14 protein-coding genes and 1 tRNA gene are annotated in these 20,360 nt (G+C 59.5%); 11 read left to right on the top strand and 4 right to left on the bottom strand.

Going from position 1 to position 20,360, the window contains the following annotated elements; genetic code table 11:
- Window positions 1–4: 4 nt before the first annotated feature.
- On the bottom strand, window positions 5–2,281 hold the full coding sequence (locus tag ACMXYJ_RS17970) for a PAS domain-containing sensor histidine kinase (RefSeq protein ID WP_415756252.1): 2,277 nt from the start codon (window positions 2,279–2,281) through the stop codon (window positions 5–7).
- A 230-nt stretch (window positions 2,282–2,511) separates the two neighbouring features.
- On the opposite strand from ACMXYJ_RS17970, the gene ACMXYJ_RS17965 reads away from it, so the two are divergent.
- From ACMXYJ_RS17965 to phaR, 7 genes are all read left to right on the top strand, one after another.
- The gene (locus tag ACMXYJ_RS17965; protein ID WP_415756251.1) at window positions 2,512–4,134 is read left to right on the top strand and encodes an acyl-CoA synthetase; all 1,623 of its coding nucleotides are present in this window, start codon (window positions 2,512–2,514) and stop codon (window positions 4,132–4,134) included.
- Between the two features lie 132 nt (window positions 4,135–4,266).
- A complete protein-coding gene (locus tag ACMXYJ_RS17960; protein WP_123363997.1) occupies window positions 4,267–4,593 on the top strand; it encodes a DUF485 domain-containing protein in 327 nt (108 codons plus the stop codon).
- Window positions 4,593–6,263, top strand: coding sequence for a cation acetate symporter (locus ACMXYJ_RS17955; protein ID WP_415756250.1), 1,671 nt, complete (start codon window positions 4,593–4,595; stop codon window positions 6,261–6,263). Before ACMXYJ_RS17960 ends, ACMXYJ_RS17955 begins: the two co-directional genes overlap by 1 nt.
- Window positions 6,264–6,327: 64 nt before the next feature.
- The gene (locus ACMXYJ_RS17950) at window positions 6,328–8,100 is read left to right on the top strand and encodes an acyl-CoA dehydrogenase C-terminal domain-containing protein (protein WP_415756249.1); all 1,773 of its coding nucleotides are present in this window, start codon (window positions 6,328–6,330) and stop codon (window positions 8,098–8,100) included.
- A 127-nt stretch (window positions 8,101–8,227) separates the two neighbouring features.
- Window positions 8,228–9,496 (top strand): OprD family porin, encoded by a 1,269-nt coding sequence (locus tag ACMXYJ_RS17945; protein ID WP_415756248.1) that lies wholly within the window; start codon window positions 8,228–8,230, stop codon window positions 9,494–9,496.
- Between the two features lie 210 nt (window positions 9,497–9,706).
- Window positions 9,707–10,732, top strand: a complete 1,026-nt coding sequence (locus tag ACMXYJ_RS17940) for an IS110 family transposase (protein ID WP_415756180.1) — start codon at window positions 9,707–9,709, stop codon at window positions 10,730–10,732.
- Between the two features lie 309 nt (window positions 10,733–11,041).
- Window positions 11,042–11,590: a polyhydroxyalkanoate synthesis repressor PhaR gene (phaR, locus tag ACMXYJ_RS17935; RefSeq protein WP_415756247.1), complete on the top strand. Its 549-nt coding sequence runs from the start codon at window positions 11,042–11,044 to the stop codon at window positions 11,588–11,590.
- A 35-nt stretch (window positions 11,591–11,625) separates the two neighbouring features.
- On the opposite strand, the gene phaP is transcribed toward phaR, so the two are convergent.
- Window positions 11,626–12,195, bottom strand: a complete 570-nt coding sequence (phaP, locus tag ACMXYJ_RS17930; RefSeq protein ID WP_415756246.1) for a TIGR01841 family phasin — start codon at window positions 12,193–12,195, stop codon at window positions 11,626–11,628.
- Between the two features lie 255 nt (window positions 12,196–12,450).
- Between phaP and ACMXYJ_RS17925 the strand changes: the two genes are divergently transcribed.
- Entirely contained in the window at window positions 12,451–15,060 is a 2,610-nt protein-coding gene (locus tag ACMXYJ_RS17925; protein WP_415756245.1) for a DUF3141 domain-containing protein, read from the top strand.
- Window positions 15,061–15,084: 24 nt separating this feature from the next.
- On the opposite strand, the gene ACMXYJ_RS17920 is transcribed toward ACMXYJ_RS17925, so the two are convergent.
- A complete protein-coding gene (locus ACMXYJ_RS17920; protein ID WP_415756244.1) occupies window positions 15,085–16,122 on the bottom strand; it encodes an AraC family transcriptional regulator in 1,038 nt (345 codons plus the stop codon).
- Window positions 16,123–16,463: 341 nt separating this feature from the next.
- Here ACMXYJ_RS17920 and phbB point away from each other — a divergent pair, with 341 nt between their 5' ends.
- The 3 genes from phbB to phaC all read left to right on the top strand — a co-directional run bounded on the left by phbB (window position 16,464) and on the right by phaC (window position 20,248).
- Entirely contained in the window at window positions 16,464–17,210 is a 747-nt protein-coding gene (phbB, locus tag ACMXYJ_RS17915; RefSeq protein WP_415756243.1) for an acetoacetyl-CoA reductase, read from the top strand.
- Window positions 17,211–17,267: 57 nt separating this feature from the next.
- A complete protein-coding gene (locus ACMXYJ_RS17910; RefSeq protein ID WP_415756242.1) occupies window positions 17,268–18,446 on the top strand; it encodes an acetyl-CoA C-acetyltransferase in 1,179 nt (392 codons plus the stop codon).
- Between the two features lie 98 nt (window positions 18,447–18,544).
- Window positions 18,545–20,248 (top strand): class I poly(R)-hydroxyalkanoic acid synthase, encoded by a 1,704-nt coding sequence (phaC, locus tag ACMXYJ_RS17905; protein WP_415756241.1) that lies wholly within the window; start codon window positions 18,545–18,547, stop codon window positions 20,246–20,248.
- Window positions 20,249–20,260: 12 nt separating this feature from the next.
- Here the strand turns inward: phaC and ACMXYJ_RS17900 are convergent.
- A tRNA-Sec gene (locus ACMXYJ_RS17900) sits at window positions 20,261–20,356 on the bottom strand.
- Between the last annotated feature and the right edge of the window lie 4 nt (window positions 20,357–20,360).

Below are 20,360 nucleotides of genomic sequence, written 5' to 3'. Positions count from 1 at the left end.
TACGTTATTCCTGTTGTTGTTTTGTTGGGCCGGCCAGCGGCAAGCGGCAGCACATCAGCAGCCCGACCGGTTGGCGCAGGGCCTGCAATTCGCCACCGAAACCTTCGATGATGCTGCGGCTCATGGACAAGCCAAGTCCCAGGCCATCGGGCTTGCTGGTATAGAACGGGGTAAATATCTGCTCCAGTTCCGGCTCGCTGACGCCCGGTCCCTGGTCTTGCACACTGATTTCCACGGTTGCACCACCGCCCTGCCCCGCGGCCATCACAATCAGTGACGGCTGCCCCGGATGTTGTTCGCGGTTGGCATCAATGGCATTGCGCAACAGATTGAGCAGCACCTGCTCCAGCAGCACCCGGTCGGCATAAATCGGCGGCAGATTATCCGGCAGGCGATCCTCGATTGTCACTTGGCAATTGCTCGCTTCCCAGGCACACAAACGCACCGCCTCGCGGGCGACGTCGGTGAAATTCAGGGCCTGCATCCGGCGTTGCCCCTTGCGCAGAAACGCGCGCAAACGTCTGATGACTTCTGAAGCATGCGTGGCGTGATGGGTAATACGCTCCAGCCCTTGCGCCACTCGGGCGGCGGCCTGGGGATTGGATTCCAGCGTCTGTAAATAGCGCTGGCTAGCGTTGGCATAATTGACCACCGCCGCCAGCGGCTGATTGATTTCGTGGGCGATGCCCGAAGCCAATTCCCCCAGGGTGACCAACCGCGCGGTGTGCGCCAGTTCGTCCTGATGGCGGCGCTGTTGCACCTCACGCAGTTCACGCTCGGTCATGTCCCGCGCCACCAAGGAGTAATAGCGCTCGCCGCCGGCCGAACGGTGCGCCAACAGCACCAGCGATACCGGCACTGAAGTGCCGCCTCCCGGTGGCTGCAATCGCGCATCGGTGCTCCAGACACCGTCGCGTTCGGCGCTGCTCCAGCCATCACGTTGCAGACGTGCCAGGTCGCTGCTGGCGAACAATTGCGCCAAGGCTGGCATCGGTTGTTGCTCGTCGATCCCGAGAATGCGCCGCGCCGCTGGATTGAGGTAAGTGACTTGCCCCTCGGGGTCGATGAACAACACCGGATCGGTGTTGGCTTCGACCACCTCCGCCAGGCGCCGCTTGTTCTCCTCGGCTTGCACCCGGGCGGTAATGTCCCGGGACACGCTGACCACTTCAACCACCGTCCCGGTGTAGGTTTCACGAATCGCCCGGCTCGCGGTTTCGAACCACAGGTAATGCCCGTCTCGATGGCGAATGCGATAGGTCATCGTGTGGTAACCGTCCTGCTCAAGGGCATCCCGTGCGCGCTGCACCAGACTGGCCAGGTCCTGACCATGGAACAAACCCTGGGCCATTTGCCCGCGCAACTCTTCCGGCCAGTAGCCGAGCAATGTCCAGGACGCCGGCGAGGCATCCAGAAAGCGCCCGTCTGGAGTGTGTCGGGAAATCAGGTCGGTGGTGTTCTCGATAATCAGCCGGTACAGCCGCCGTGCCGTGGCCGCTTCACGCTCGGCCAGCACTTGTGCCGTGGCATCGCGGCAACGGGCGAGTACACGGTTGTCCTGCGGATCGGGGATAAACGTCCAGATCAGGATCTGTGCTTCGAACTGGGCTTCGACCCCATCGATGGCGCGTTGCTGGTCGAGGCAGGCACGGACCAGCACCCGGTGATTGACCGGCAGAAAACCCAGCACATCAGCCAGCGGTTTTTCGGCGAGCAGTGCCAACAGCGCGGCATTGAATTCCAGCGGTCGGCCCTGGGCATCGAGCAACAGACTCGGCTGTGGATCGTGACCCAACAGCGGCGAGCCGCGCAGCATGCCATTGACGCTGCTCAGCAAGGTCGTCAGCAAGTCCTGCACCCAACCCAGCCAATCAAGACTCACGCCCTCGCACACTTCCACCAGCAATAACCCCGGCAGCCCCGGTTGCAAGGCCAGATCAAACACCTGGCCATGGCTGATAGCGGCCCGACGCAATCGACCGGACAACCAGCAATCGAGTTGCCGCACTTGCGCCAGATCGAGGCGCCCCGCCTCGACCAGCCGATCAAACAGCAATTGATCGCTGGCCAGCGACGGGTCACCCAGGCCCGGGGGGAAATGCTGGGCAGCACCCTCGTGGCTGTAAATCCGCGCATTGGGTTGCCAACTCAAATAAACCGCCCGGCGCACCTCGGGACATTCCTGCAACGCACGGCACAACGCATCAGCCCGGGCGGCCAGAGACACACCCTCGCGCTGCAGGCGCAACCAGCTGTGCAATCGAACGGGAGTCAGGGTCATCACAGGTCCGCTTCGTTGGGGAAGCCAAGGATATACCGGCCTTGGCGGTAAGGCTGTATTGATTTAGACCGGCCTGAATCAAATATAGTACATGTCCTATATGACGTAGGTTGTACTTCCATATCAGTAGCTGAATGTTATATAAAGCAGACCGGACATAAAAGATGCCCTCAGCGGCGACGCTGCAAGGACATCTATAGAGCTAACAATCAGCCACCGAGTACCCGTACATGTCGATCTATGAACAAGGGCTAGGCCCTGCGGCTGTCAACCATATTGCCTTGTCTCCGCTCAGCTTCATCGAGCGCACCGCCAGCGTTTATCCAGACTACCCCGCCGTCATCCATGGTTCTATCCGCCGCACCTGGGCGCAGACATACACCCGCTGCCGCCGCTTGGCCTCGGCGCTGGCCGGTCGCGGCATCGGCAAGAACGACACGGTGGCCGTGATGCTGCCCAACATTCCCGAGATGCTTGAAGTGCACTTCGGCGTGCCGATGATTGGCGCGGTGCTCAACCCGCTCAACGTGCGTCTGGATGCCGAAGCCATCGCCTTCATGCTGCAGCATGGCGAAGCCAAGGTGCTGATTACCGACCGCGAATTCCATGATGTGATTCACGCGGCGATCGGCATGCTCGATCACCCGCCACTGGTCATCGACGTTAATGACCCGGAATACGGCGAAGGCCAGGCGGTCAGCGATCTGGACTATGAAGCACTGCTGGCCGAAGGCGACCCGGCCTTCGCCTGGCAGTGGCCGGCGAACGAATGGGAAGCCATCTCGCTGAACTACACCTCTGGCACCACCGGCAACCCCAAAGGCGTGGTTTACCACCATCGCGGTGCTTACCTGAACTCGTTGGGCAACCAGATGACCTGGGCCATGGGCAACCATCCGGTGTACCTCTGGACCCTGCCGATGTTCCATTGCAACGGTTGGTGCTACCCGTGGATCATCACCGCCATGGCCGGTGTGCATGTGTTCCTGCGCCGTGTCGATCCACAGAAAATCCTTACGCTGATCCGCGAGCATCAGGTCACCCATCTGTGCGCTGCGCCGATCGTGCTCAACGCCTTGGTCAACATGCCGGAGTCGGCTAAAGCCGCGATCGATCACCCGGTCAACGCCATGGTCGCCGGTGCCGCGCCACCGGCCAAAGTAATCGGTGCCGTGGAAGAAATGGGCATCAAGGTCACCCACGTGTATGGCCTGACCGAAACCTATGGCCCGGTGACGCTCTGCGCCTGGCATGCCGAATGGGATGAGTTGCCGCTGGACGAACGGGCGCAAATCAAATCCCGTCAGGGCGTGCGCTATCCGACGCTCGAAGGCGTGATGGTCGGCGACTCGAAGACACTGGAGCCGACTCCGCGAGACGGTCAGACCATCGGTGAGATCTTCATGCGCGGCAACACCGTGATGAAGGGCTACCTGAAGAACCCGACCGCCACGGCCGAAGCGTTCGAAGGCGGCTGGTTCCACACCGGCGACCTGGCGGTGTGTCATCCGAACGGTTATGTCGAGATCAAGGACCGACTCAAGGACATCATCATTTCCGGCGGCGAGAACATTTCCACCATCGAACTGGAAGGTGTGCTCTATCGCCATCCAGCCGTCATGGAAGCGGCCGTCGTCGCCCGTCCCGATGAGAAGTGGGGCGAAACGCCCTGCGCCTTTATCACGTTGAAGGCTGATCACCAGGACGTTCGCGAGGCCGACATCATCAGTTTCTGCCGCGAGCATCTGGCCGGTTTCAAAGTGCCGCGCACGGTGGTTTTCACTCTGCTGCCGAAGACTTCAACCGGCAAGATCCAGAAGTACGTGCTGCGCGACAGGGCCAAGGCGCTCTAACCGAATCGACGTTGTACCCGTCAAGCGGCCGGTGTGTTTACCGGCCGCTTCGGGCTCGTGCAGGCCGGATTCGGCTCTGCCCTGCCCTTAAATACCCAAAGCATCGATAACAACAACAAGATGGAGCCACCCATGATCGACATCCATTCAACTGATACCCAACGCTGTGAACGCATTCGGTCCAACCCGAAATTCATTCAATTGGTGAGCAGCCGTTCGCGTCTGGCCTGGTCACTCAGTGCTGCGGTGCTGGGCACTTACTACGCGTTCATGCTGGTGGTGGCGTTTGCCCCGCAGTGGCTGCATGCGCCGCTCGCCGAGCATCGGATGTTGACCCTGGGCATGCCGGTTGGCGCGGCGATCATCATTTTTTCCTGGCTACTGACCGGTTGGTACGTCTACAGCGCCAACACGCGTTTCGATGCACTGGGCGCCGCCATTCTCGAGGAGAGCAAGTAATGAACCTGCTCCGTAAACTTCTCCTCGCCGCTGTCGGGCTCTTGCCGGCCTCCGTTGTACTGGCTGCGCCCGCGCTGGGCGCGGTGGAAAAACAACCGCTCAACCTGCATGCGATCGGCATGTTCTTCGTCTTCGTGCTGGGCACGCTGGCCATCACCTGGTGGGCGGCGCGGCAAACCAAATCCACGTCTGATTTCTACACCGCCGGCGGTGGCATCACCGGGTTCCAGAACGGTCTGGCGATTGCCGGTGACTACATGTCCGCCGCCACGCTGCTGGGGCTGTCCAGCCTGGTGTTCGCCAAGGGCTACGACGGCTTCATCTATACCATCGGCTTCTTCGTCGGCTGGCCGATCATCACCTTCCTGATGGCCGAGCGCTTGCGCAACCTGGGGCGCTACACCTTTGCCGACATCGTGTCCTATCGACTGGACCAGAACAAAGTGCGGATCTTCGCCGCGTTTGGTTCGCTGACGGTGGTGTGCTGCTACCTGATTGTGCAGATGGTCGGTGCCGGTCAGTTGATCAAATTGCTGTTCGGCCTCGACTACCCGGTTGCGGTGGTGATTGTCGGCGCGCTGATGCTGGTGTATGTGATCTTCGGCGGCATGATCGCCACCACCTGGGTGCAGATCATCAAGGCTGTGTTGCTGCTTGCCGGCGGCACGACCCTGGCGTTCATGGCCATGTCGCAATTCGGCTTCAGCTACGAAACCCTGGCCACCAAAGCCGTCGAAGCCCATGCCAGCGGCTGGAACATCATGGGCCCTGGCTCAATGCTCGCCGACCCGATCAACACCGCTTCGATGTCGCTGGGCCTGGTGTTCGGGATTGCCGGTCTGCCGCACATTCTGATGCGCTTCTTCACCGTGCCTAACGCCAAGGAAGCGCGCAAATCAGTGTTCTACGCCACGGGCTTCATCGGTTTCTTCTTCCTTGTTGTCTGCACCCTGGGCTTTGCCGCGATGGTCATTATCGGCACCGACCCGCAGTACTACGTCAATGGTGAAGTCGGCGGCGCCTTGATTGGCGGCGGCAACATGGTCGCCATGCACCTGGCCAAAGCGGTCGGTGGCAACCTGTTCTTCGGTTTCCTCTCGGCCGTGGCCTTCGCCACCATTCTGGCGGTGGTCTCCGGGCTGGCCCTGGCCGGTGCCTCGGCGATATCCCACGACCTCTACGCCACAGTATTCAAGAAAGGCAAAGCTACCCAGAAGCAAGAAATGCGCGTGACCCGCATGGCCACTGTCGGCCTTGGCATCATCGCAATTCTGCTGGGCATTCTGTTCGAGAAGATGAACGTCGCGTTCCTGGTGGGCCTGACCTTCGGCATCGCCGCGTCGACCAACTTCCCGGTGCTGATCATGGCCATGTACTGGAAAGGCCTGACCACCAAAGGCGCGATCATCGGTGGTTTCGCCGGCCTGATCTGCGCACTGGTGCTGGTGATCCTCTCGCCAGCCGTCTGGGTCACCGTGCTCGGCCATGCTAAGGCGATCTTCCCGTACGACCACCCGGCACTGTTCTCCATGCCGCTGGCGTTCTTCGTGATCGTCGTGGTGTCGAAACTCGACCAAAGCGTGCGGGCCGACAAGGAGCGTGACGCTTACGCGGACCAGTTCGTTCGCGCCCAGACCGGCCTCGGCGCCGCCAGCGCTTCCGCCCATTGATAGAAAGGGCACGGCCTGCTCAAGCGGCGCCGTGCCCATCGCACAACCTTTTGAGGTTCACGTTATGCCCGAATTCAACGCCCCGTTGCGCGACATGCGCTTTGTTTTGCATGAAGTGTTCGATGCCCCGGCCCTGTGGGCACGCCTGCCAGCCCTGGCCGACAGTGTCGACGCCGCCACCGCTGACGCCATTCTTGAGGAGGCGGCCAAAGTCACCTCGCACCTGATAGCGCCATTGAATCGCAGCGGCGACGAGGAAGGCGCCCAGTGGGTTGATGGCCAGGTCAGCACGCCAATCGGTTTCAAACAGGCTTATGCGACCTACATCGAAGGCGGCTGGGTGGGTCTTTCCGGTAACGCCGATTTCGGCGGCATGGGCATGCCGAAGATGCTCGCCGTGCAGTTCGAAGAAATGCTCTACGGCGCCAACTCAAGCTTTGCACTCTATTCAGCGTTGAGTTCCGGTGCTTGCCTGGCACTGGATGCCCACGCCAGCGACACCTTGAAAAACCTGTACCTGCCGCCGATGTACGAAGGCCGCTGGGCCGGCTCCATGTGCCTGACCGAAGCCCACGCCGGCACCGATCTGGGGATTATCCGCACCCGCGCCGAACCTCAGGCCGACGGCAGCTTCAGCATCACCGGCAGCAAGATCTTCATCACCGGTGGCGATCAGGACCTGACCGAAAACATTGTCCATCTGGTGCTGGCCAAATTGCCGGATGCACCGGCAGGGCCGAAAGGCATCTCGCTGTTCGTCGTGCCCAAAGTGCTGGTCAATGCCGACGGTTCCCTCGGCAATGCCAACGCTGTGAGCTGCGGTTCGATCGAACACAAGATGGGCATCAAGGCCTCGGCCACCTGCGTGATGAACTTCGACGGCGCCAGCGGCTGGCTGGTCGGCGAAGCCAACAAAGGTTTGGCGGCGATGTTCACCATGATGAACTACGAGCGCTTGTCCATCGGCATTCAAGGCATTGGCTGCGCCGAAGCGTCCTATCAGAGCGCTGTCGCCTATGCACGCGAACGTGTGCAGAGCCGCGCGCCGACCGGTGCCATTGCTCCGGACAAACTGGCCGACCCGATCATCGTTCACCCTGATGTGCGCCGCATGCTGCTGAGCATGAAAGCCATGACCGAGGGCGGTCGCGCGTTTGCCAGTTATGTCGGGCAGCAACTGGACCTGGCGAAGTTTTCCGATGACGCCAATGAACGCGACAGCGCGCAAACCCTGGTTGCGCTGCTCACTCCGGTGGCCAAGGCGTTCTTCACCGACACCGGCCTCGAAAGCTGCATCAACGGCCAGCAAGTGTTCGGCGGCCATGGCTACATCCGCGAATGGGGCCAGGAACAATTGGTCCGTGACGTGCGCATCGCGCAGATCTACGAAGGCACCAACGGCATTCAGGCCCTGGACCTGCTCGGACGCAAAGTGCTCGCCGACAAGGGCTTTGCGCTGCGCCAGTTCACCGGCGAGATCCGTCATTTCGCCCATCAGCCTGACGCGCCCTACTGCGCTCAACTGTTCGATGCCGTGCAGCGTCTGGAAGACCTGAGCGATTGGCTACAGGATCAGGCCGCGACCAACCGCAACGAAGTCGGCGCCGCTTCAGTGGAGTATTTGCACCTGTTCGGTTACGTCGCCTATGCCTGGCTTTGGGCGCGCATGGCACAGGTTGCCAAGAAAAAGTTGCATGAAGACGAAGGGTTTTATGGCGCAAAAATCGCCACCGCCGACTTCTATATCCACCGCCTGCTGCCGCGCATTTTGAGCCTGGAGCAATCCATCCGCGCGGGCAGTGCCTCCTTGTTTGGCCTGAGCGCCGAGCAGTTCTAACGATTGAACCGCACGCGGCGTCACGCTCCTATCTTTTGGCGTTCGCGTTTTTTATTGATAAGCCCTCGCCCACCTGGCGAGGGCCGCGGGACCTGTCTTTCCATAATAAAAACAAAGGGGCTTCACCATGGACCGCAACACCCGCATCCTCGCTACCCGACTGTTGCTGGCCGGCGGCGTCATCAGCCTCTCGGCCCCCGCCGCTGCTGACTTTGTCAAAGACAGCAAGGCCAGCCTTGAGCTGCGCAACTTCTATTTCAACCGTGACTATCGCCAGGACAACGCTGCGCAATCCAAACAAGAGGAATGGGCACAGGGTTTCCTGCTGCGCTATGAATCGGGATTCACCGACGGTTTGATCGGTGTGGGTTTCGATGCCATCGGACTGCTGGGTGTCAAGCTCGATTCCAGCCCTGATCGCGCAGGCTCCGGCCTGCTCAAACGCCACCGCGACACGAGCAAAGGTGCGCAGGACGAGTACGGCGAACTGGGCCTGACCGCCAAAGTGCGCGCCTCAAAAAGCACGCTAAAACTCGGCACGTTGCTGCCTAAACTGCCGACGGTACTGGCCAACGATTCACGGCTGTTGCCACAAACCTTCAAGGGCGGTCAGTTGACCTCGCTGGAACTCGAAGGCTTGACCGTGGATGCCGGGCGACTGACGCAGGTCAATCAACGCGACTCCTCGGACTACGAGGACATGGGCATCACCCGCACCGGCGCAAAAGGCATCACCACACGTCATCTCGATAGCGACAGCTTCGATTTCGCCAGCCTGAACTACAAATGGACCAGCAACCTCGCCACCGGCTACAGCTACGGTCACCTCGACAACTTCTACAGCCAGCACCTGGTCAACCTGACCTACGTATTGCCGGTCACAACCGGCCAGTCGCTGAAGACGGATCTGCGCTTCGCCCGCTCCACGGACGATGGTGGCAGTAATGTCGATAACAATGCCATTGGCGCGATGTTCACCTACAACCTCGGCGGGCATGCGTTGGGCCTGGGCTATCAAGGTATGAGCGGCGACACCGGCTACGCCTACGTCAATGGCACCGATGCCTTCCTGGTGAACTTCGTGCAAATCGGCGACTTCGCCAGCAAGGACGAAAAGTCCTGGCAGGCGCGCTACGACTACAACTTTGCAGCCATCGGCGTTCCGGGCCTGACGTTCATGACCCGCTACCTCACCGGCGATAATATCGATCTGGGCGGCAACCGCCCGGAAGGCAAGGAATGGGAACGTGATACCGACATTGGTTATGTCGTGCAGAGCGGGCCGCTGAAGAATGTCGGCGTGAAATGGCGTAACGCGACGGTTCGCTCGACCAACTTCGGCAGCGACCTGGATGAAAACCGTTTGATCGTCAGCTACACCTTGCCGATCTGGTAAGTCTGTTCTGGCAGCACAAGGGGGGACTCGCTTGACGGCGCAGTCCTCTTTTTATTGTGGATTTTCGCTGTGATGGCGGGCCTCTTCGCGAGCAGGCTCGCTCCCACAGGATTTGTGAACGCTGAAGATCCAATAATGAAATGGCTACCCCCGCCGCCCCCTGCGATCGCCCACTAAGCTTTCACAGGGGGCTCACCGGAGACCGTTGCCATGAACAAAGTAGCCATTGCCGCCATCGACTTGGGCAAACACACCTTTCACCTGCATGCGCAGGATGATCGTGGTCATGAGCTTTACCGCAAAAAATTTACTCGCGCCGCGCTCATGCAGCACCTGGCGAATATCGAACCCTGCACCGTCGTGATGGAAGCCTGTGGTGGCGCCCACTACATGGCGCAGGAGGTCGCAAAGCTGGGGCATACGCCCAAGCTCATTGCGCCGCATCTCGTGCGTCCTTACGTGAAAAGCAACAAGAACGACTTCGCTGATGCTGAGGCGATCGGCGAGGCGGCAACTCGCCCAACGATGCGCTTTGTGCACCCAAAAACCCAGGATCAGCAGGCGCTGGCCATGCTCAACTCGACACGCGATTCGTTCATCAAAGACCGCACCGCTACCGTCAATCGGATTCACGCCGCCCTTCTGGAGGTTGGCGTCAGCCTGTCCCCAAGCTTCAAATCAATCAAAGATGTTCCGGCGCTGGTTGAGGCGAGCTCATTTTCTGAGCGCATCAAAGAGACCCTGATGATGCTGCATGAGCACTTCAACTACCTGGACGGGCAGGTCAAAAAGCTGGACAAGGACGTGGAAAACCAGGCCGCTGGAGATGATCTGGCATCTCGCCTGATGACCATCCCGTGTGTCGGCCCGATCACCTCCAGCGTCCTGGCTGCCGAATTGGGTGATGGCAAACAGTTCAAATGCGGTCGAGGCTATTCGGCCTCGATCGGGTTGGTACCCAAGCAGCATTCCACTGGCGGCAAGACCGTACTGTTGGGTATCAGCAAGCGCGGTGATCGAAACCAGAGGCGCCTGCTCGTCCAGTGTGCCCGTGTTTACTTGATGCGGCTGGAGCTCCAGAAAGGCTGGCTGGCGGACTGGGTCCGGCAGCTATTGACCCACCATCACTCCAACCATGTGGTCTGTGCGCTGGCCAACAAGCTGGCGAGGATCGCTTGGGCGATTGCGGCCCACCACACTGAATTCGATGCAGGGCCAGCCGCGATGAACGCCTGACCCTGCTGTCACCCGAGCACCACCCACCTGGTTTTGCGATGCTGGATAACTGATGACGTGAACGGCCAACCGGCCTGACGACAACCCTGAGCTCCCACACGGCTGAAAGGCCGTTCGAATAATTAGGATCGTCGGGCATCGATTCTCATCGAGGCGCGGGGCCATAACCCCACTCAGACGCCGGATAGATGAAAGCAAGCCAAACACGCATCAAAAACAGTATTGCAGAAAAGGGGGTAACCATAGATGTGGGAGCGAGCCTGCTCGCGAAAGCGGCCTCAAAGGCGCCAAGGATGAGAGTAGGTTAAGATGCCTGCAAACCAGGCCCGCCGCGAGACGCCCCGCATGACTGATACCACCCCCCGCCTGATCAAGAAGTACCCCAATCGCCGACTGTATGACACCCACACCAGCAGTCATTTGACGCTGGCGGACATACGCCAGTTGGTGGTCGACAAAATTGCCTTTCAGGTGGTCGATGCCAAGAGCGGCGAGGACCTGACGCGCAGCATCCTGCTGCAAGTGATTCTGGAAGCTGAAAGCGGCGGTGAGCCGATCTTCACCACCGAAATGCTGATGGGGATTATCCAGTTCTACGGCCCTTATCAGGGTGTACTTGGCAGTTACCTGGACAAGAGCATTCAGACCGTAATCGACGTTCAGTCCCAGACCGGCGCGCAGTCGTCCGAGGCCTGGAGCGACTTCATGCATCAACAGGCCCCAGTGATGCAGGACCTGATGCGCCAGTATGTCGACCAGTCCAAGGCGTTGTATCTCAATACCCAGAACCTGTTTGGCATGTTTGGCGCTAAACCCGGCACCGATAACGGGCCGAAAAAAAATGGCGATGGGGAATAAACCCATCGCCATTGGTGCCGCTTGCTTAACGTGACTTACTTGTTACCGCTGGTAGCTTTGGCGCTTGCTTCCGGGGCCGCTTTGGTGGCCGCGGCAGTTGCTGCGTCGAAACTGCTCTGAGCCACATCGGCAGCCTGTTTTACGGCTTTCTGTGCGCTTTCGAACACAGTACCGGCATTCGCCAGGCTCGACTTGAACGCAGCCACAACAGGCTCGGAGCCGGCTGGTGCATTCTTGCTGATGGTTTCAACGAACTCTTGCACCTGTTGGGTGCCCGCTTCGACCTGGCTCGAGGTCAATTTGGCGATGTCCGACTGAGTGCCCACGATCAGCGCTTGAACCTGACGGTTGAACTCGGCTAGACGTTCGGCCTGTGCGCTCGGCTGGGTGAAAGAAGCCTGCAGATCGGCGAAACCTTGTGGATCACGGACGGCCAGCAGCTTGCGAACGCCTTCGAAGTGCTCTTCGGTGGAGTCGCGCAGTGCCTTGAACTGCAACTGGCTGAGCTGTTCAACGCTGGCGAAGACTTTGCCGCTGATTTGCTGCAAAAGATCGAGGTTGGCTTTCTGAGCGGTTTGCAGTTTTTCCGAATTGAAAAAAGACATGCTTGAATCTCCTGGTACTGGAAGGCCCTGATAGGCCTGAGGACGCGATAGCGATCCGGCCAGTCATCGCGTTAGCCTTGATATTGCAGTGCACAAAACTATTTGGCAATGCCTATTTTTGTGCGGTGCAAAATAAACTTTGCTAAAGCCCTCCTTATTCGCTGTAAACTCCTGCTCATCGAACGGCCAGGCTAGTCCTCTTTAATTAAAGGGTTCAGATGGGCCGGTTCCCATGCACAGCGTCAGGAGATCACGATGGGTCAGGAATTAAATATTGCGCTGCAAGATGAAGAGTTCTCCGAACCCGCTGGCTTGTTCGAACACCTGAATCATCTGCAGCACCTCAATACCCGCAACGTCCTCGACGCCATGCAGAAGCGCCAGGCAAAAACCTTCGCGCCTTTAAGCCTTGGGCAACTCCGGCAGCCAACGCCTGCTGACTGGCAGGAATACTTCACGGACCTCGGCCAACGCAGCGTGTTGTTCTGGGACACCTTGCGTCAGCGCGGCGACAACACCCTGGCCCACGAACGCGCCGGGTATCCGCTGCTGCTCAAGTTCAATCATGAAACGCTGGTCGCCGGGGAAGACCTGCCCCGCCCGGTCAACTATTCGTTGTTGCAAATCCTCGGCGGCCCAGGGCAACAGATCGACAGTAAAAAACAGCCAGTGATCATCATCGACCCCCGCGGCGGTCACGGCTCGGGCATCGGCGGTTTCAAACAGGATTCGGTCATCGGCGAGAGCCTGAGAGCCGGCCACCCCACCTACTTCATCTCCTTCAGTCACTCGCCTCGCCCTGGGCAAACCCTTGCCGATATCACAGACGCCCAAGCGAAGTTCATCGAGGTCGTCAGCGCCCGGCATCCAGACAGCGCCAAACCCGTGCTGATCGGCAACTGCCAGGCAGGCTGGGCGTTAATGGGGCTCGCGGCCACCCGTCCGGAGTTGCCGGGGCTGATCATCGTCAATGGTGCGCCGTTATCGTATTGGGCCGGTGTCAATGGCCGCAATCCGATGCGCTACACCGGTGGTTTGCTGGGCGGTGGCTGGATGGCGCGCATCGGTAGCGACCTCGGTAATGACCGATTCGACGGCACCTGGCTGGTGAGCAATTTCGAAAACCTGGACCCGGCCAACACCTATTGGGGCAAGTACTACCACCTGTTCAGCGAAGTCGACAGCGAGGCCGCACGCTTTCTGGATTTCGAACGCTGGTGGGGCAGCCCGACCCTGCTCAATGGCGAAGAGATCGAGATGATTGTCGACGACCTGTTCATCGGTAATCGGCTGTCCGGTGGCCTGGGCCGCAAGAGCAGCGGGCTTGACCTCAAGCTGATCGAAGTGCCGGTGGTGGTGTTCTGCTCGTATGGCGACAACATCACCTCCCCGCAGCAGGCACTGGACTGGATCACCGACGTCTATCCCAGCGATCTCGCGTTGCAAAATGCCGGGCGCACCATCGTTTACCTGCGACACGCGAGCATCGGTCACCTGGGCATCTTCGTGTCCGGTGAAGTGGCACGGCGTGAACACCGTGAATTGCTTGGTGCGGTCGATGCGATCAATGCGCTGTCAGCCGGGCTGTATGAAATGCTGATAGAAGACCTGCCGGAGAGTTCGGCGACGCCGTATGCCGTGCGTTTCGAACGCCGGCGTATCGCCGACATCCATGGTCAGGTGCAGCCGCCCCGTGATGACGATCGCGAATTTGCGCTGGTCCAGCGCGCGTCCACAATCAACAATAGTGTGTACGACGAATTCATACGCCCGTGGTTGCGCCAGCTGATCAACGAACCGAGCGCCGAAATGCTGCGCCGGACCCACCCTTTCCATCAGCAGCAAGTGACCTGGAGCAGTTTGAACCCGGCGCTGTGGTGGCTGGAAGGCAGTGCCGCTCAAGTGAGCAAAGATCGTCATCCCGCCAGCCAGAACAACCCGTTGCTGGTCTGGCAGGAACTGTTTTCCAACCAGGTGCAGGACGCCTTGAACGGCTATCGGGATCTGCGTGATGCGGCTCAGGAAATGTGTTTCTACGGTGTGTATGGCGTACTCAACAGCCTCACCGGCAATGCACCCGGGCGAAATCTGCAGGAACATGCCGAACAGCACGACAAGCTCCTGATCGAGCGCCTGCAGGATGCCCTGCCCCTTGGCGGCCTGATGGAAGCCTTGATACGGATCCTGTTCCTGCTGGGTCGCGACAGCGACGAGCCGGGCAAGGAAAGTGTCGAAAAATTGATCCTGCAACTGCAAGTGTTGCTTCAGGACTACAGTGCCGAGCCGCTTGATCTGCGCGAAACCCTGCGCCTGCAAAAACTGCTGGTCGCCACCCATCCGCAAGAAAGCCTGCACAGCCTGCCCTTGATGCTTGTCGAGGTCGAAGAGCGCCAACAAGTGCTGGCAGCCGTTGCCAATTTGCTGCCGGAACTGCTGACCAGCGGCGCAGACAACCCATTTTGGTGTGAGCTGCACACGCTGCTCGACGTGCCGCTGCCGGGTTTCAGCCTGACCCAACCACCGGGTGAAGCCGATGCCATCGAAGAGAAAACCCCGGTGGTAACCCCGGAGCCGATCAAGCAGATCACCCCGGTGGAAATCCCCAAGCCGATCAAACAAAAATCCCCGGTGGTCATCCCTGAGCCCATCAAGCAGAAAGCCCCGGCCGTAATCCCGGAACCAATCAAGCAGATCACCCCGGTGGCAATTCCAGAGCCGATCAAACAGCAAGCCCCAGCGGTAATTCCTGAGCAAATCAAGCAGAAGACACCCGCAGTAACCCCAGCCCCCATCGCCAAGGTTGCGAGTCCGGTGCGCAAACCTGCCAAGGCCAAGAAAGGCGTGAAAAAAACTCCGGTGAAATAACGTTGAACGCCGAGGAGGACCGCGTCAGACCGACGCGGCTTCCTTGATTTCAAACGATTCATCGGCCCGATACTGGCCGGGCGTCATGCCAAACCAGCGGCTACAGGCTTTGTTGAAACTGCTGTGATCATGAAAACCAAGGAGATACGCGACATGCTTCATGTTGAAGTGAGAATGGCGCAGGTAGAAATCGGCCAATTGCCGGCGCACCGCGTTCTGCACGTCCTTGAATTGCGTTCCTTCCTTTTCCAGCGCGCGTTGCAGCGTCCGCTTGCTGATGTTCAATGCCGCCGCAATCGACTCCATGTCGCACTGCCCCTGGCCCTGACTCAAACGCTCGGTAATCAGCGCGCGAATCCGGCTGACAATGCAAAAACCAAACAGCAGGTCCAGTTGAGCCTCGGCAAAACTGTCATGCAGCACCGCCAACGCTTCATTGGCCATGCTCAACGGACGCATCAGTTCCTGACCGTCAAACAAAATGCTGTCGTAAGGCGCGTCGAAATGCAGGTCGCAGCCAAACAGCCGACGGTGCTCGGTGGTGTCTTCAGGTTCGGGATAGGTGAATCCCACGCTCAAGGGTTGCGGTGCGTTGCCGCCTGCCAGCTTACGGCAGAAACCCAGCAATGAAGCCAGCGCTGCATCGGTGTATTGACGAGGTTTGACCGAGCCTTTTTGTTGATGATCGAGGCCGGAAAGTCGGTAATTCTGCTGTTCCGATGTAAAGAAAAGGCTGAACCCGGTGCCAATCAACGGACTGAAACGGACCAGTCGTTCAAGGGCTTTTTTCAGATTCAGGCTGGACATCATGGTGTAGCCGACGATCTGAAAGCTGCCAGGGTGGAAACTTCCATAGGCCTTCAAGCCGATGTCTGGATCACCCGAGGCCTGAGCGGCCAGATCCCATAGTCGATAGATAGCCTTTCGCTCGCAAAACGCTCCTGGTTTGTTCGCGAGCTGCATGTCTAGTTCAGCCTCCTGGCACAGACTGGCAACATCCAGTCCTTGAGCCAAGAGCGTATTTACCAGCACGCTGGCATAGCCTGAACTCATTCTATACATGGCGTCCTCAATGACCTGTGGAACCGAACATCCTGTCCGGAGCCATGACTGATCTGCGATGAATCAAAGACTAATGGATCGTACCGTCACCAATATTGATCCCAGTATAGGTACTCCTCACTTTTAGCCACTATTTCAAGCCAGTCGTCGCTTTGTAGCAGCTGCCTCGCAGGCTCGGCAGCTGCTACAGATGAGCGGCGAGGCGACGATAGAAAGTTCCGTTTCGCTTCGTGCATGGCACCGTTGGACACCAGACCGTCACCTCTCAACACTTCCGCACACCCCGTCAATGCCGAACAATCTCCATCTTGCAGCGCAAAATATAAAAAGGAAGAGAGCATATGAAGTCGCTTGGTCGTATTGCGTTGGTCACAGGTGGTATGGGTGGGATTGGCACTGCGATTAGTCAGCGCCTGTACAAGGAGGGATTCAAGGTCATCGTGGGCTGCAGCTCTGACTCCGCCCGCAAGAATGAGTGGATAGCCGGTCAACTGGCGGCGGGTTATCAATTCGAATGCATCTATGGCGACATCACCGATTGGGAATCTACGCGCAAAGCGTTCGAGATGGCACGTGAGCAATTCGGCCCGATCGATGTCCTGGTCAACAACGCCGGCATCACGCGTGATGCGTCCTTTCGCAAACTGACGCCCGAAGACTGGAATGCGGTCATCGGCACCAACCTGAGCGGCTTGTTCAACACCACCAAACAGGTCATTGAAGGGATGTTGGCCAAGGGTTGGGGACGGGTCATCAACATCTCCTCGATCAACGGTCAGCGCGGCCAGTTCGGCCAGACCAACTACAGCGCGGCCAAGGCCGGCATCCATGGCTTCACCATGGCACTGGCCCGGGAAGTGTCCGGCAAGGGCGTGACCGTCAACACCGTTTCCCCAGGCTACATCCAGACCAGCATGACTGCGGCCATACGCCAGGACATTCTCGACACCATGATCGCGGCCACACCCGTCGGGCGTCTCGGTCAACCTGAAGAAATCGCTTCCATCGTGGCCTGGCTGGCTTCCGATGAATCGGGCTATAGCACCGGGGCCGACTTCTCGGTCAACGGCGGCATGAACATGCAGTAGACCTGTCAGGGCATGGATGCCCTGCTTCCGCTCGACAACATCTTAATGAGGTCACGCATGAACGAAGTCGTAATCGTTGCCGCTACTCGTACCGCCATTGGCAGTTTTCAAGGTGCCTTGTCCGCTATTCCAGCCACCGAGCTGGGCGCGGCAGTCATTCGCCGTTTGCTGGAAGAGACCGGTCTGGACGGCTCGCAGATCGATGAAGTGATCCTCGGCCAGGTACTCACCGCGGGCTCGGGGCAAAACCCGGCACGCCAGACGGCGATCAAGGCCGGCCTGCCCCATACCACCCCTGCCCTGACCCTGAACAAGGTCTGCGGCTCAGGCCTCAAGGCTGTACAACTGGCGGTCCAGGCCATCCGTTGTGGCGACGCCGAGCTCATCATTGCCGGCGGTCAGGAAAACATGAGCCTGGCGCCGTATGTGCTGCCCAAGGCCCGCACCGGTTTGCGTCTGGGTCATGCGCAACTGCAAGACAGCGTGATTCAGGACGGTTTGTGGGACGCCTTCAACGACTACCACATGGGCATCACCGCCGAGAACCTGGCGCAGAAGTACGAGCTCAGTCGCGAAGACCAGGACGCTTTCGCCGCGGCCTCGCAACAGAAAGCCGCAGCTGCCATCGAAGCCGGCTACTTCAAGCGTGAAATCACCCCGATCCTGATCCCTCAGCGCAAAGGTGAGCCGCTGGTCTTCGACACCGATGAACAGCCCCGCCCGGACAGCACGCTGCAGGCGCTGGGCAACCTCAAACCCGCATTCCAGAAAAACGGCAGCGTGACCGCCGGTAACTCCTCGACCCTCAACGACGGCGCCGCCGTGCTGTTGCTGGCCAGCGCCGCCAAGGCCCTGACCCTCGGCTTGCCGGTTCTGGCACGCATCAAGGCTTACGCCAGCTCGGGCGTGGACCCGGCGATCATGGGCATCGGCCCGGTGCCGGCCACCCGCTTGGCATTGACAAAAGCCGGCTGGAGCCTGGACGACCTCGACCTGATCGAAGCCAACGAAGCGTTCGCCGCGCAATCACTGGCGGTTGGCAAGGAACTGGGTTGGGACACCAGCAAAGTCAACGTCAACGGCGGAGCGATTGCCCTGGGTCATCCGATCGGTGCATCGGGTGCGCGGATTCTGGTGTCGCTGTTGCACGAGCTGATTCGTCGCGACGGCAAAAAAGGCTTGGCCACGTTGTGCATCGGTGGCGGCCAGGGCGTCAGCCTGGTCATCGAGCGCTAGAAGAAACAAAGGACTGCTTGCTTGACTGCTAACGCGGCGCCGAAGTCCGGCGCCGCGGTTTTTTTCAGCCCGGTTTACTGATGTGGGCAAGGAGTTCCATGGACAATAATTCGCATACTTTCAACACCTTCTGGTCAGGCCAGGTTCCGTTCATTGCCTCCTTTGCAGTGCAACAATTACGCCTCTGGGTCAGCACCAATCCGTGGTTTACCGGCCAGGAATACAACGAGTGGTTTGACCTGCCGCGCGGCACCCTGGACAGCCTTCAATCGGACTACCAACAGCAATGGGGCGAACTCGGCCAGCAACTGCTGACCGGTCAGCCATTCAGCTTCGACGATCGTCGTTTTGCCAGCGGCAACTGGAGCCAGCCACTGTTCGGCTCACTCGCCGCCTTTTATCTGCTCAACGCAGGGTTTCTGCTGAAGCTGCTGGACAAGTTGGCGATCCCGGACAAAAAGCCGCGTCAGCGCCTGCTCTATCTGGTGGAACAAGCCATCGCCGCCGGGGCGCCGAGTAACTTTCTGGCCAGTAATCCCGATGCGCTGCAACGTGTCGTCGATACACAGGGCAGCAGTCTCCTCACCGGCCTGCTGCACCTGGCCAGCGACCTGCAAGAAGGCAAGATGCGCCAGTGCGACGCCGGCGCCTTCAAAGTCGGTGTCGATCTGGCCAACACTCCAGGCGAAGTGGTGTTCGAGAACGAACTCTTCCAGCTCATCCAGTATTACCCGCAAAGCGAAACCCAGTACCGGCGCCCGGTGTTTGTCGTGCCACCGTCAATCAACAAGTACTACATTCTCGACCTGCGCCCGGACAACTCGATGGTTGCCCATCTGTTGAAACAAGGGCACCCGGTGTTCCTGATGTCGTGGCGCAACTTCGATCAGGAACACGCGGGCACCACCTGGGATGACCTGATCGAAACCGGCATCATCAAAGGCCTGCAAGTGACCCGTGAAATCAGCGGCGAGCAGCGGCCCAATTGCGTCGGCTTCTGCATCGGCGGCACCTTGTTGAGTTCGGCGCTGGCGGTCCTGGCGGCGCGTGGCGACAAAGACATTGGCAGCGTGAGCCTGTTGACCACCTTCCTCGACTACCTCGATACCGGCCCTATCGACATCTTCGTCGATGAACAATTGGTGGCCTACCGCGAGCGCACCATCGGCGGCCTGGATGGCCCAATCGGCCTGTTCAAGGGCGAGGACATGGGCAATACCTTCTCGCTGCTGCGCCCCAACGACTTGTGGTGGAACTACAACGTCGACAAATACCTCAAGGGCCAGAAACCGATTCCCCTCGACCTGCTGTTCTGGAACAACGACAGCACCAACCTCCCGGGTCCGATGTACTGCTGGTATTTGCGCCACACCTATCTGCAGAACGACCTGAAATCCGGTGAGCTGGACTGTTGCGGGGTCAAGCTGGACCTGCGCGCCATCGATGCTCCGGCGTACATCCTCGCCACCCATGACGATCACATCGTGCCGTGGAGAAGCGCTTACGCCAGCACCGAGTTGCTCTCCGGGACCAAGCGTTTTGTACTGGGCGCGTCAGGGCATATCGCCGGAGTGATCAACCCGCCGGCCAAGGAAAAACGCCATTACTGGACCAACAATCGGGTCACCAAAAATCCGGAAACCTGGTTCAAGAACGCCCAGCAACATTCCGGTAGCTGGTGGAATGACTGGTTCGTCTGGCTGGCTGAGCAGTCTGGCGAACGCCAGCCCTCGGTGCTGCATACCGGTAACGCCCAATACCCGGCGATCGAGTCGGCGCCGGGGCGTTATGTGATGCAGTGACACGCGGGTAAATGGCGGAAGGCAGCCGGAGTCGAACCTGCCCGGGAACGGATGCCGTCCCCAACCGGGTTTGAAGCCCGGCCGCGCCACCGGGCGCGATTGCCTTCCTTGA

Source organism: Pseudomonas arabinosi (assembly GCF_047758675.1).
Taxonomy (GTDB): Bacteria; Pseudomonadota; Gammaproteobacteria; order Pseudomonadales; family Pseudomonadaceae; genus Aquipseudomonas; species Aquipseudomonas arabinosi.
Note: the sequence above shows the minus strand (reverse complement) of the source record. Positions and strands in the feature narration are given on the sequence as shown.